Genomic DNA, 12,958 nt, shown 5'->3' with positions numbered 1-12,958 from the left:
GAAACCGCACTTCGCATTGGCATTTCGCGAAAGAGCTGAAAGATGATTACCAACACCGCGGTTAACTCACGGGATGTAAAGCTAACCGGAGCGGGTTAACCGCAGTAGTAGTTTCAGGTGAACAAAAAGTGAACATGTCCCCAATCCGCGTGAGGCTAATCACGATCCGAATAGACGGAATGGTCTTCAATAACTTCGAAGCCCAAACGTTCATACGCCCTCACGGCCGGCTCGTTATCCGCCTCAACATAGAGAATTACCCGCTCAGCTCCCTTTTCCACCATGCGGTGAAGGCCGTCGTGGAGCAATGGACCGCCTAGCTTTTGACCGCGATAAGCCTCCGAAAGACCGATCACGTAGACCTCACCAAACTCAGGAGTTTCTTCTGTGTGCCATTTGGTCCAGTGGAATCCGACCATCGTTGGAGCACCCTGAGGTGAGGTTTTCTCCTCATCCCACATGAATTGGACGTCCGCCGGATCGAACCAATCCGCCTCCATTCCACGGTGCAAGCGCTCAAGATCCCAGCCACCTTGCTCGGGGTGCCACGAGAATGCCTCGTTGTTGGCGCGCACCCATTCCTGTTCCGCCCAGTCCTTGCCCCACCGCTGAACGGAATCGGTGTAGTTAAGGTGGGTAAAGGGGGCGTCGTCAAGCGCGGCGTGCTTGGCCAGGTTCTGCCCGTTTACCTCCATCACCAGCAGCTGTCGCACCAGGTGCAGATCGTTGCGGGCCGCCAACGCGCGTGCTGCCGGCAGGTTTCCGTGCGCCCAGAACTGGGCATGCGGCTGGGCGGCGCGAACGTGTTCAATGAGGTCCTGGCCCAGGCCGTGCCCGCGATGAGAGGGGTGAACAAAAAGCTCCACATCCTGCCCGGCCACAGCGGCGATACCGACTACCTGCTCGCCTTCCTTGGCGAGGTAATGCTGGTGTTCCAAGCGCGCATCGCTCAGGCCAAGCAGGAACTGCTCGGACAAGGGCGCGATGCCATCTGCCTGGCGCGCTTGCTCGGCACCAGCGCGTACCTTGTCTGCGAGATCGGCGTCTTGGGTGAGATTCAGGGATTCGATATTCATGCCCACCAGGGTACGTGCGGTAAGAATAGAGGGGTGACTGTTCTCCAAATCAACCGCCATATTGTCCGCCTTGGTGTCGTCGCCTTGGTGGGCGGCATCGCTTGGCTTAGCGACTCCGCAGTAGCCATGCACGCTGAGCACACAGTGGCTCAGGAATCGAAGGCGGTCTCGCGCCTGGAGAACACTCCCGACGTCTATATTGGCGGCATCCCTTATACATTGGCTGCGCTAACCAAGGAGATTCCTTATCTCGAGGTGCAGTCGCTCGACGTCGAGGTACCCAAGCTCGGCATGGTCAACGCCTCAACCACAATGCGTGACATCTCCATCACGCCGCAGCAGGTTTTCAGCGGCAAATTTGAGGGCGCACCCGTATCCACGTACACGCGCGGTATCAGCCTCGACGGCGTAGCGCTCGGACGTTTGTTGGGGATTACGGATCTCTCGATTGCCAACCCCGACAACATCTCCCCCATCGGAGGCACCGCGGCAGAGGCTGAGCTGACGGGCACGCTGCCGGGCGATACGAAGAAGTCCACCGCTAAGGTGGCGCTACGCTTGGTCGGCGAGCAGTTCCACATGAACGTCTACGACACCGAAGACCCGCGCCTTATCAAGGCCTTTACCCTCCAGTTCGATACCCGCGAGCTGCCACTTCCTGCACAGGCGACGTCCGTCAAGCTCCACGGCGGCTCGATCACCTTCGAGGTCCAACGCCGCAACATCAAGCTCAAGTCCACGCAGCTGTCCCCTCTCGAAATAGAGGGCTCAGCGGAGAAGGCCGTTAAGGACGCCGAGCAAAAGGCGGAGGACACTGCGGAGAAGGTTAACGAGGGCAGCTAGCCCTGGGGGTGGCTCGCGGACTAGCGACTCGGTTGCCTGGCAGCGCCTACTTGATGCGAATCAAGTCGCGCAGAATCTCTCGCACGCTCCGCTCGTGGGGCGGGCGCGGCTGCAGGGGCGCGAAGACCTCAATGGCATCTGCCACCGATTCGAGGTGCACCTCGGTGAACTTGCCCACGGACTCGCCGTCGGCTTGGAAGCGCTTCGGAGTTGGCGTCTCCAAATCAACCGATTGTGCATCATCGAACTGCAGCGCACGCGCCTGGGTGATCTTGGACAGCATGCGCCGACGGTCCACGCCCATCAGGTGCAGCATGCCCACTAGGCCATGGATGCCGCCCAAGTCAGACACTCCAAATAGCCCCAGGCCCGCGTCGAAGGAGTTGCGCGGGTTGGTCACCACGGGAAGCGGGCCCAGGAACGTCCACGGGTTGGTATTCGAGGTAAACATCAGCGGAACCTTGTGCGCGGTGAATTGCTCGCCTGCCCGGCTGACGGCGTGCACGGAAATCTCCGGTGGGATGACGCGCGCCCGCAGGTAAGCCTGCGCGGAAACCGCGAGGTAGCGCAGCGGCGTGGCCGAAAAGCCCATCTCTCGTGCGCGATCGACTCGGGCAAGAACGTCGGCGTCCAAACCAAAACCAGCGTTGACCGCGAACCAACGGTCGTTCCACGTACCCAGGTGAATCTTGCGGCGGGTGTCGCGCTCCATGAGGCGAGCCAAGACGTGGGCCGCCTCCACCGGGGTATTGGGAATTCCCAGTGCACGCACAAAGACGTTCGCGGAACCGGTGGGGACTACGCCGAGGACAGGAAGCTCTTCAGGTCGCGGACGGTCCTTTCGGTCAGCCGGCCCCAACAGGCCGTTGACCACCTCGTTAACGGTCCCGTCGCCGCCAAAGACCACGATGGCGTCGAAATCAGTGCGTGTCATTCCGCGCACGATCTCCTCCGCATGCCCCGCGTAATGGGTGAACTGCATGCGCATGTGAGCGCCTTCGACGTCGCGAAGCAGCGGAATGACCTGCCGGAACAAGGCATCGCTCTGAGAAGTCGAGTTTGGATTTGAAATCATTAGTACTCGCACAGCGAACCAGCCTAGTGGTTGTTGACGTACATAGACGACTAGGCTGGTGCGTCATGAGCGAAAATAGCAACGAAAATAGCACCCAGAAGATCAACGGCAACGACGCCGTAAACCACGCCGCGGAGGCGTGGAAAGACGCAGCTTCCCGCAATATCCCTGCAGTAGACATCGTGGAGAACCCACTCGCGCAAGAGACCGCTAACCTGCGCCAGGGCCCTTCCCTGCACGACGGCCTGCTGGCTCTCCTTCCCCTCGTGGGCGTGTGGCAGGGCGAAGGCCAAGCACATGACACCACCGGCGAGCAGTACAGCTTTGGCCAGCAGCTCATCGTGAGCCACGACGGCGAAAATTACCTCACCTTTAGTTCCCGCACCTGGCGCATCGATTCCGAAGGCAAGCCAAGCGGCGCGGATATCCGTGAAAGCGGCTTCTGGCGCATCTCGCTCAAGGACGAGATCGAAATGACCTACACCTCCTCCAACGGCATCGTGGAAATCTTCTACGGCGAGCCTTTCAACGAGCGTGCATGGCAGCTGGAATCCGCCTCCACCATGGTCACGGAGACGGGCTCGAAGAACTTTGGCCCGGGCAAGCGCATGTACGGCTTGATGCCGAACAACAACCTCGGCTGGGTAGACGAGCGCATGGTCGACGGCGAGATGCGCCCTTACATGTCCGCTGAGCTCACCCGCGTGGCAGGCTAACGCGCCAGAGCAGCATCCAAGAGGTCCCGGATTTCCGCAGCGTTATCTGGGGCCTTTAGCCTTGTCCCATCAAGGTTAGTCACGCGCACAGCGGTACGTACCGAGGAGACCAACCACGCCGAGTCAGAGCGCTCCAGGTATCCAGGGGTGATCTCCTTGGCCTTGCAGCGATAGCCCTTTTCCGTGGCGTACTCGAAAAGCGCGGCCTGGGTAGTGCCCGGCAGGATTCCCTTGCCCGCCGGGGTACGCAGCTTGTCACCGCGTACCGCCACGACTGTCGACGTCGCGCCCTCCAGCACCAAGCCCGTCTCCGGGTCGGTGAAGATCACGTCCTCAAAGCCCTTGCCTCGCGCCAGGCGCAGCGTGGCCATTGTGGCCGCGTAGTTCAGGGTCTTGGCGGGAAGCTCCTCAGCCACCTGCCACAACCGCGGTGTGGTCATGACCTTCACTCCCTTGGCACGCTGCTCAATAATCTTGGCGTCGATGGGCTGCACCACTACCCACGCGGTGGGGTGTCCGGTCGAGGCGCGCCCGCGGGTATAGGTCCAGGTGCACTTGGCCTCGCCTTGGCCATCAGGCCCGAAATAGTCGGCGATAGCCAGGTTGGTGGCCTCTTCCCACTTCTCCAACTGCGGCTCGGGCAGCTCGAGAGCCAGCGCCGAGTTAATAAAACGTTGGCCATGGCGCGCGAGGTTCGCGGCCTTGCCATCGCGGATAAGCAGAGACTCAAAGATTCCGTCTCCCCGGGTAACTGCGGCGTCATCCCAATAGACGAGCGGCAACGACGGCAAATGCTTGCGCACCGAGCCGCCATAAGGCTCAACAACGTAGATGACCGGCTCTTTTCGAGGCGTGAACTCCATATTTTTCATTATGCCCTACCATCGGAACCCGTGAGTTATTCTTCGCCACTTCTTCAGCGCCCCGGCGCATCAGAAATCCAAGACGCCACGCTTATCGATGCCGTCGGTATCGCCTGGCACTATGGCGATCCGCTCGTGGAGCAGCGATCAGTAGAGACCGGTTCCGCAATTGTGGACCGATCCCAGCGCCGCGTCATCAAAGTTGCGGGACCTGAAGCCGCAACGTTCCTAAACAATCTGCTTTCGCAGAAGCTAGACGACGTCTCATCTGGCTTCCACGCCGGCGCACTCGACCTCGATATACAGGGCCACGTACTCCACCAGATAGACCTCTCCCGTGTCGAGGATGCCTTCTATCTCGACGTGCCTGCAGCGCAGTTCGATTCGCTGCTGAGCTTTTTGACCAAGATGATCTTCTGGTCCCAGGTAACCGTGGAAGAGGCGGATCTAGCCGTGGTGACTGTGCTGGGCGGAGAGCTTCCCGCACCGGCTGATGCGGTACATTCCCGGGAGGTCGTCTGGCGCGGGCCCCATCGCACCGACCACCTGATTCCGCGCTCGCGCCTCGCTGAGGCCGTGGCAGAGCTGGAGGCAGCCGGCGGAACCCTCGTGGGGTTGATGGCATTTACCGCGGAGCGCGTGCGCGCGTTGGAACCTGAGCTCGCCGCGGACTTGGACGACAAAGCAATCGCGCATGAGGTACCGCACTGGATTCGCCGCTCGCAGGGACCGGCCTTTGTGCACTTGGACAAGGGTTGCTACCGCGGGCAGGAAACCGTGGCCCGCGTGGAGAACCTCGGCCGTTCCCCGCGCTTGCTGGTGATGCTTTACCTCGATGGCTCGGCTCCGAACCGGCCTGCGATTGGTGACGAGGTAACACTGGGCGGGCGCCGTGTGGGGCGACTGGGCACCATTGTCGATGACTGCGACTATGGCCCGATTGCCCTGGCATTGATCAAGCGTTCCGCGCTCACGGGCGGAACGCTAACGATCGGCGACGTTGCCGCGTCTGTGGAAGAGGACTCCTTGCCTACCGACGAAGGGTCCAAGGCTGGGCGCGCGGCCGTGGAAAAGCTGCGTGGCCGCTAACTCAATGGCCGAAAGAGGCGAGTTATACCACTACTTTTGCAATAACTAGGGGGTGGTTCGGAATTTTTTCGTCACACAGGCTATTGTGTCTAACAGGAAGATTCACTTTTAGATTTAAGCCGATGGGGCGTCCAAGAATCCCTGGAACGCCCTACTCACCTCAAGGGGGTCATGCACATGGGACGCGGACGCGCAAAGGCAAAGCAGACCAAAGTTGCACGCCAGCTGAAGTACAATTCGCCCGAAATGGATCTGGATTCGCTCCAGCGGGAGCTCGCCTCCCAAAACCCGAATAACTCCCACGATTATGAGGACGAAGATCCTTATGCCGACTACGTCGACGAGTGGGACGAAGACGACCAAGACGACGAGGGCAAGCGCTAAGGCGCTTTCCTTTTCGCCGCTGGAACTCCAGCTGTAGGCCGCAGCCGCTTCGCGCGGTTGCGGCCTTTTGCTTTTGGCCGCTGTCCGGCTCTTTCCCGCGTTGCCCTGCTCTTACCCGCACTGTCCTGCTCTTCACGGCCTCTTCCCTGGTCTGCCTGAGCCGCCCCTGCTCTTCCCTCGACCTTCCCTCGGCCTTCCCTCGGCCGGCATTTCCAAATGGTGAGGAACAAATGGTGAGGTGAGGCGTCACCCGCCCCAGGAGCTCACTGCAGTCACAGTGGTTACAGTGCGACCTCACCATTTGGAGCCACACTAGGCTCCGACTGCATTTGGCGGCCGCGGGACAGACGCCCCAAATGGCAAACCACAAACGGCCTCCCCTCCTCTACCGCGATGTGGCAGAGACTGGAAGGCCGAAAGTAGAAGTGGTTGGGCAAGCTTAGAAGTTCGGGTGCTCACCATTCATGATGACGCGAGCTTCACCCTCGCCAGCAGCGCGAATGGTGCCCAACTCCCAGGCATCCACGTGGCGGGCAGCCATCATGGCCATAGCGCGCTCGCGGTCCTCCGGGGAGACAACCGCAATCATGCCAACGCCCATGTTGAAGGTCCTCTCCATCTCTTCGAGGGAAACCTTGCCCACGGAGGAGATGGTCTTGAAAATCTGGCCTGGGGTCCACGTAGAGCGGTTGACCTCAGCGGTCAGGCCCTCAGGGATAACGCGCTCCAAGTTGCCAGCCAGACCACCGCCAGTGACGTGGCAGAAGGTGGAAACGTTGCACTCAGCGGTCAGCGCCAGGCAGTCCTTGGCGTAAATGCGGGTCGGCTCAAGCAGCTCCTCGCCCAGGGTACGGCCAAGCTCTTCGATGTGACCGTCAAGAGGCAGGCCAGCCTGCTCCAGCAGGACGTAACGAGCCAAGGAGTAGCCGTTAGAGTGCAGACCAGAGGAAGCCATGGCGATGAGGACGTCTCCGTCGCGGACCTTGTCCGGGCCCAGGATGGAGTCCGCCTCAACAACGCCGACTGCAGTTGCGGAAACGTCGTACTCCTCCGGATCCATTACGCCCGGGTGCTCAGCGGTCTCGCCACCGAGGAGCGCAGCGCCAGCCTGGACGCAGCCCTCAGCGATACCCTTCACGATCTCCGCGACCTTCTCCGGCACGACCTTGCCCACAGCGATGTAGTCCTGCAGGAACAGCGGCTCAGCGCCACAGACCACGAGGTCATCCACACACATTGCCACGAGGTCGATGCCGATGGTGTCGTGCTTGTCCATGGCCTGCGCCACAGCCAGCTTGGTGCCCACGCCGTCGGAACCCGCGGCCAGGACCGGCTCCTTGTAATCGCCCAGCTTGAACAGGCCGGCGAAACCGCCGAGACCGCCCATGACCTCCGGGCGGGAGGCACGCTTTGCGTGCGGGGCAAACAGGGTAACGGCACGGTCGCCTTCTTCGATGCTGACGCCTGCTGCGGCGTAAGTGTTCTCGCTCATTGTTGAGTCCTTCAAGTCTTTTAAGATTCAGAGCCGAGCAAGGAGCGCACGGCCTCAGCGTTCGGGTTGCCGGCCGGGAGGCCGAGTGGGTAGACACCGTCAAAGCAAGCGGTGCACAGCTCGTGTTGCGGCTGTTCGGTCGCGGCGACCATCTCCGCAATGGAGACGAAGCCGAGGGAGTCCGCACCGATGGCGTCGCAGATAGTCTTGCAGACTACTTCCGGGTCATCAGACGGGTTGGCATTAGCGATGAGCTCGCCCGGGGAGGCGAAGTCAATGCCGTAGAAGCACGGCCACTTCACCGGTGGCGAGGCGATGCGCACGTGCACCTCGGCAGCGCCTGCCTCACGCAGCATGCGGATGAGCGCACGCTGGGTGTTGCCTCGGACGATGGAGTCATCCACCACCACGAGACTCTTGCCCTCGATGACCTCGCGCAACGGGTTCAGTTTCAGGCGGATGCCCAGCTGGCGCAGGGTCTGTGTGGGCTGAATGAAGGTGCGACCAACGTACGCATTCTTCACCAGGCCGTGCGCGAAGGTGATGCCGGACTCGCGGGCATAGCCCACGGCCGCCGGGTTACCAGACTCAGGCACAGGAATGACTAGGTCCGCATCTGGGGCCGGGTATTGCCGCGCTAGACGACGCCCAATTTCCACACGCGTCGCGTTCACCGAACGGCCCTTGATGTCGGTATCAGGACGTGCCAGGTAGACGTACTCGAAGACGCAACCGTGGTGAGTTGGCTCCGCGAACTTCTCCGATCGGATACCCGCCTCGTTGATGGAGATGAGCTCGCCCGGTTCAATCTCGCGGATGAACTGCGCGCCGACGATGTCGAGCGCACAAGTCTCCGAAGCCACGACCCAGCCCTTTGGCAAACGGCCCAGCACCAGCGGGCGCACGCCGTGCGGGTCGCGCGCAGCGTAGAGAGTGTGGCCATCAGTAAAGGTCAGGCAGAATGCACCTTTAACACGAGGGAGCAGGGCGCGCGCCGATTCAAAGACGCTAACGTCCTCACTCACGCCGTCGGCAAGCAGCATGGACAAGCACATGGAGTCAGAAACCGACTCTTCATGCGGCTTAATGAGCCCTCGCTCGATTGCCTCAGCGCGCAGCTCAAGGTAGTTGACTAGGTTGCCGTTGTGGCCCAGCGCGATATCGACGCCGCTCGGCGAGGTGCCGAACATGGGCTGCACGTTGGACCATTCCTTACCGCCCGCAGTGGAGTAGCGCGTGTGTCCCACGGCGACGTTGCCCTGCAGGGACGCGAGGATGGATTCATCAAAGATGTTGGCCACGAGGCCCATGTCTTTGAATACGACGATGCTGTCATCATCACCCACAGCGATACCGGCAGCCTCCTGGCCGCGGTGCTGCAGTGCAAACAGACCGAAGTAGGTCAACTTCGAGACTTCTTCGCCCGGGGCCCAGACGCCAAAGACGCCGCATTCCTCGCGCGGTTCGGTCTCGCTGTGATCATCGAGATTGGCGATATGGGGAGTTAGTTCAGCTACCACGGCTGCAATCCTAGTCGTTGTGGGCAGGAGAAACTAACGGAATGATGGGCAGCCATGCAGCGATTTCCCCTGAGCGCGAGCCAGAGGCATCCACCTGAGCTGCGCTAACGGCATCCTCCCAGCTGAGCAAGCCTGTAGCCAGCTGCAACCATGTCAAAGCGTCGGTCTCCACCACATTGGGTGGTGTGCCGCGGGTATGACGGGGACCCTCGATGCACTGGACTGCCACGAATGGGGGCACCCGCAGTTCCACCGAGTGCCCCGGCGCGTCGGCTTCGAGGGTGCGGGCGGTGCGACGGACGGCGTCGGCAAGCAATGCCCTACCTGGTTTTTCCACCTCATCGGGGTGTTTTATCCAGTCTTGGACCGCCACCACGGCAGCGCGCGTGGCCGCTGGGTCTACCTTATTTTTCATGCGCTAATTCGGCCTCCCTGATAACTTTCTATGCATGTCACTTACCCTTCCGGAACAAGAGAATACTGAAACCGGGAAGTCGCCATCGATCACGCTTCGATTCATGGCGGCGCCCACGGACATGACCATCGCTGGTGCGCAGGGCATTGGCGGCGGCCGCGTCCTAGAGTGGATCGATAAGGCCGCGTACGCATGCGCGGTGCAGTGGTCCGGAATGTACTGCGTGACCGCCTATGTGGGGCACATTCACTTCACTCGCCCGATCCCTTCGGGCCACCTGGTAGAGGTGCGCTCGCGCATCGCAATGACGGGCCGTTCTTCGATGCACATCGTGAACGAGGTGCTATCTGCCGATCCGCGCGACGGCATCTTCACCCGCGCGTGCGACTGCCTGGTCATCTTCGTAGCCAAGGACCCGGAAACCGGCAAGTCCACCCCAGTTCCTTCCTTTGAACCTTCCTCCGACGATCACCGCCGCGTGTGGGAAGCCGCGGAATCCCGCATTGAGCTGCGCAAGGCCATCGAGGAAGAGATGGAGAAGCAGACTTATGACGGGCCTTCCGACGCCCCGCGCATGATCAACCGCTTCCTGGCCAAGCCGACCGACGTCAACTGGGGCGGCAAGGTCCACGGCGGCACGGCAATGGAGTGGATCGATGAGGCGGGCGCTGCCTGCACCATGGAGTGGTCCGGCGAGCACACCGTGGCAGTCTACGCCGGCGGCATTCGCTTCTACCGCCCGATTTCCATCGGTGACCTCATCGAGGTCGACGCCCGCATGATGCGAACCGACGCCCGCTCAATGCAGATGTCCATTCACGTGCGCTCGGGCAACCCACGCGGCGGACGCCAGAACTTGGAGACCGCCATCCACGCCACGGTATCCTACATGGCGATGGACGCGGACTGGCAGCCGATTGCAGCACGCCAGTTCACGCCGAAGACGGCCGAAGACAAGGCGCTGTGGGAGCACGCCGGCATTCTGCGTAACCTGCGCGGACAGTACTCCCCGAAGCCTCTCGTGGTGGCACCGCAGCACCAGCACCTAGACTAACCAAGTGGTGAGCCCAGCTAGGTGCTGATTAGCTGAGCGACTCAACGGCGGCCGCCACGTGCAGCTTGTCGACGTCCTTGGCCTTGCGTAGTTCGAGCGTCCACGCACGGTCGTGCGCGCTGGCAAAGAGCGCAGTGGCCGCGGGAAGAATGACCGGCTTGTAGAAGTCGGCTTGGACGCGGACGGCTTCGGGGAGCCGCCCCTCCAGCGCGGTGAGCATCGAGGCATGCGTGTACATGCCGTGGGCAATGGTGCTGGGGAAGCCAAAGAGCTTGGCGCCCGCCCGTGAGGTGTGAATCGGGTTCTTATCGCCGGACGCTTCCGCATAGACCTTGGTGGACTCGGGGCTAAAGCGCAGGGTCGAAACGGGGTTGGTTCCGGCAGCTGGGGCCTGCGGCTGCGGCAGGAAGCGCGTGGCTTCTGGGCGGGATGCAACTACTTCTGGGGTGGAGGAAGAGAACTTGGCGCCAGGGCCTAGGAAGGCGGAGGTCTGCTGCCAGACCAACACGCCCTCGACGTAGATGGACGTAATCATGTCCAGGACCAAACCCTTGCGGTGCGGGCGGAGGTTTTCCGCGTGGACATCGATGGTGAACGTGTCCTCGACATGGAGGGGGCGGAACTGTTCAATCTTGTTGGACAGGTGCACGATACCCATCGCCGGGAATGGGAAACCCGGTGAGTCCATTACCTTCACCGCTAAAGGGAAGGCCAGGGCGTAGGGGTAGGTCACTGGCGCTTCGTTGCCAAGGCGGAATCCCACTGCCTGGCAGTAGCGGGCGAGGTGAACGGGATCGATGCAGACGTCATCGACACGGAAGGCGGTTGCCGGGTCATTGATTGTGCGTTTGGGTTTCAGGCCTGGCACCATGGCGGGAACCGCTTTGGTCACCTGCTTGCGGTAGAGCTCGCTGAGCTCCGGAACGGCGGGCAGGTTCACTACGTTGAGCGCAGTCATTTAGGCTCCCATCATGTTCTGGCCGCAGACGCGGACGGTATTGCCGGAAACGGCCGCGGAGGAGGCGGCCGCGAAGTAAGCCACGGTCTCAGCAACGTCGACCGGCTGGCCGCCCTGTTGCAGCGAGTTGATGCGGCGGCCAATCTCGCGTGGGCCGGTAGGCATGGCGGCGGTCATCGCGGTCTCGATGAAGCCAGGGGCCACCGCGTTGATAGTGGAACCGGACTCGGCGAGGAGCGGTTGGAGGGCGTCGACAAGCCCGATGACGCCCGCCTTGGTGGTGGCGTAGTTGGTCTGGCCGCGGTTGCCTGAAATACCCGCCATGGAGGACACGCCCACAACGGCTGCGCCCGAGGCGAGGTCACCATTTTCGATGAGCTCCTCGGTGATGCGCACCGGTGCCAGGAGGTTGACGGCCAACACTGCATCCCACTGGCCTTCGTTCATGTTGGCCAGCAGCTTGTCGCGAGTGATGCCGGCGTTGTGGACGATAACGTCGATGGCGCGGCCGTAGCGATCCTGCGCATGCTTGGCGATGGCCGCGGCGGCACCGGCATCCGTGACGTCGAGCGGCAGCGCCGTGCCCTTCACCTTGTTGGCAGTGGCGCTGAGGTGCTCGCTGGCGCCCGGAATATCGATGCAAATAATGTCTGCGCCATCGCGAGCGAAGACCTCCGCGATGGTGGCTCCGATGCCGCGCGCAGCGCCCGTGACCACGGCTAAACGGCCAGCCAATGGGGCGGACCAATCATGGTCCTTGCCGCCAGAACCAGCCTTAACGCGAACCACCTGGCCGTCCACAAACGCTGACTTGCCGGAGAGGAAGAAGCGCACGGTGGACTCCACCTCAGCGGTGGCTGCCGGGTCGACCCACACCAGATTTACGGTGCCGCCCTTCCGCATTTCTTTTGCGAGGGAGCGCGTGAAGCCTTCGAGGGCACGGGCCGCAATGCGGGCGTCGACGGTATCGGCGGCCTCCGGGGTGGTGCCGATGACCAGCAGGCGCGCGTTGGCGGTGAGGTTGCGCAGCTGCGGGTGGAAGAAGTCGTAGAGCTCGCGCAACTGTTCGAGCTTGCAGATCCCGGTGGCGTCGAAGACGAGCGCTGCGCGCTTGGACTCCGCAGTCACGGACAACAGCTGATAGTCCACCGCGAGCTGCGAGTTAAGGAATGCGGCGATGCGTCCCTCCCCTGCTGCGCCGATGACAACCGGGCCGTCGAGAGCTGGCTCGCCGGGGGTGAAGCGGCGCAATGGATACCCCTGCGGCACGCCTGCCTTGGCCGCGACAGGGGAGTTGATCAGTTTCTCGGCGAAGTTAATTTTTGGCATTTCAATTCCTTCCCTTAACAAGGTTGCAAGCCTTTATGAAGTAGCTTGCAAGTTTAGTTAATTAAGTGATAGAACTAACAATATCATTCAGCCTGTGATGTAGAGCATTTGAGTGAAAACTTTTCCTAGCACGTTCCTAGCAAG

Annotated in this window: 13 protein-coding genes; 5 read left to right on the top strand and 8 right to left on the bottom strand. The window is 61.6% G+C overall.

Going from position 1 to position 12,958, the window contains the following annotated elements; translation table 11 throughout:
• Positions 1-155 precede the first annotated feature (155 nt).
• On the bottom strand, positions 156-1,076 hold the full coding sequence (gene mshD, locus I6I72_RS09610) for a mycothiol synthase (protein WP_049147175.1): 921 nt from the start codon (positions 1,074-1,076) through the stop codon (positions 156-158).
• A 33-nt stretch (positions 1,077-1,109) separates the two neighbouring features.
• On the opposite strand from mshD, the gene I6I72_RS09605 reads away from it, so the two are divergent.
• Positions 1,110-1,919: an LmeA family phospholipid-binding protein gene (locus tag I6I72_RS09605; RefSeq protein ID WP_049147018.1), complete on the top strand. Its 810-nt coding sequence runs from the start codon at positions 1,110-1,112 to the stop codon at positions 1,917-1,919.
• 46 nt (positions 1,920-1,965) lie between these two features.
• On the opposite strand, the gene I6I72_RS09600 is transcribed toward I6I72_RS09605, so the two are convergent.
• Positions 1,966-2,994: a diacylglycerol/lipid kinase family protein gene (locus tag I6I72_RS09600; RefSeq protein ID WP_223197348.1), complete on the bottom strand. Its 1,029-nt coding sequence runs from the start codon at positions 2,992-2,994 to the stop codon at positions 1,966-1,968.
• 65 nt (positions 2,995-3,059) lie between these two features.
• Between I6I72_RS09600 and I6I72_RS09595 the strand changes: the two genes are divergently transcribed.
• Positions 3,060-3,710 (top strand): FABP family protein, encoded by a 651-nt coding sequence (locus tag I6I72_RS09595; RefSeq protein ID WP_049147019.1) that lies wholly within the window; start codon positions 3,060-3,062, stop codon positions 3,708-3,710.
• On the opposite strand, the gene I6I72_RS09590 is transcribed toward I6I72_RS09595, so the two are convergent.
• Positions 3,707-4,573, bottom strand: a complete 867-nt coding sequence (locus I6I72_RS09590) for an aminodeoxychorismate lyase (protein ID WP_407644960.1) — start codon at positions 4,571-4,573, stop codon at positions 3,707-3,709. The two genes, I6I72_RS09595 and I6I72_RS09590, sit on opposite strands and share 4 nt — an antisense overlap.
• A 30-nt stretch (positions 4,574-4,603) precedes the next feature.
• Here I6I72_RS09590 and ygfZ point away from each other — a divergent pair, with 30 nt between their 5' ends.
• Together ygfZ and I6I72_RS09580 are read left to right on the top strand one after the other, a co-directional pair.
• Positions 4,604-5,662, top strand: coding sequence for a CAF17-like 4Fe-4S cluster assembly/insertion protein YgfZ (gene ygfZ / locus I6I72_RS09585; protein ID WP_201806801.1), 1,059 nt, complete (start codon positions 4,604-4,606; stop codon positions 5,660-5,662).
• A 177-nt stretch (positions 5,663-5,839) separates the two neighbouring features.
• A complete protein-coding gene (locus tag I6I72_RS09580) occupies positions 5,840-6,046 on the top strand; it encodes a DUF3073 domain-containing protein (RefSeq protein ID WP_034657466.1) in 207 nt (68 codons plus the stop codon).
• Between the two features lie 439 nt (positions 6,047-6,485).
• Here I6I72_RS09580 and purM read toward each other — a convergent pair whose 3' ends face one another.
• From purM to I6I72_RS09565, 3 genes are read right to left on the bottom strand one after another with little or no spacing between them, the layout of a single operon-like run.
• On the bottom strand, positions 6,486-7,538 hold the full coding sequence (purM, locus tag I6I72_RS09575) for a phosphoribosylformylglycinamidine cyclo-ligase (protein WP_100087535.1): 1,053 nt from the start codon (positions 7,536-7,538) through the stop codon (positions 6,486-6,488).
• Between the two features lie 20 nt (positions 7,539-7,558).
• Complete coding sequence (gene purF, locus I6I72_RS09570; RefSeq protein WP_049062719.1) at positions 7,559-9,058, bottom strand: amidophosphoribosyltransferase; 1,500 nt, start codon at positions 9,056-9,058, stop codon at positions 7,559-7,561.
• Between the two features lie 10 nt (positions 9,059-9,068).
• Positions 9,069-9,473: a sterol carrier family protein gene (locus I6I72_RS09565; protein WP_049151444.1), complete on the bottom strand. Its 405-nt coding sequence runs from the start codon at positions 9,471-9,473 to the stop codon at positions 9,069-9,071.
• A 34-nt stretch (positions 9,474-9,507) separates the two neighbouring features.
• Between I6I72_RS09565 and I6I72_RS09560 the strand changes: the two genes are divergently transcribed.
• A complete protein-coding gene (locus tag I6I72_RS09560) occupies positions 9,508-10,527 on the top strand; it encodes an acyl-CoA thioesterase (protein WP_005531343.1) in 1,020 nt (339 codons plus the stop codon).
• Between the two features lie 28 nt (positions 10,528-10,555).
• Here I6I72_RS09560 and I6I72_RS09555 read toward each other — a convergent pair whose 3' ends face one another.
• Together I6I72_RS09555 and I6I72_RS09550 are read right to left on the bottom strand one after the other, a co-directional pair.
• Positions 10,556-11,485 (bottom strand): MaoC/PaaZ C-terminal domain-containing protein, encoded by a 930-nt coding sequence (locus I6I72_RS09555; protein ID WP_201806799.1) that lies wholly within the window; start codon positions 11,483-11,485, stop codon positions 10,556-10,558.
• Positions 11,486-12,814: a 3-oxoacyl-ACP reductase gene (locus tag I6I72_RS09550; RefSeq protein ID WP_049147024.1), complete on the bottom strand. Its 1,329-nt coding sequence runs from the start codon at positions 12,812-12,814 to the stop codon at positions 11,486-11,488.
• Positions 12,815-12,958: the final 144 nt, after the last annotated feature.

It is taken from the genome of Corynebacterium striatum (assembly GCF_016728105.1).
Lineage (GTDB): Bacteria > Actinomycetota > Actinomycetes > Mycobacteriales > Mycobacteriaceae > Corynebacterium > Corynebacterium striatum.
This window is presented reverse-complemented; position numbering and strand designations above follow the sequence as displayed.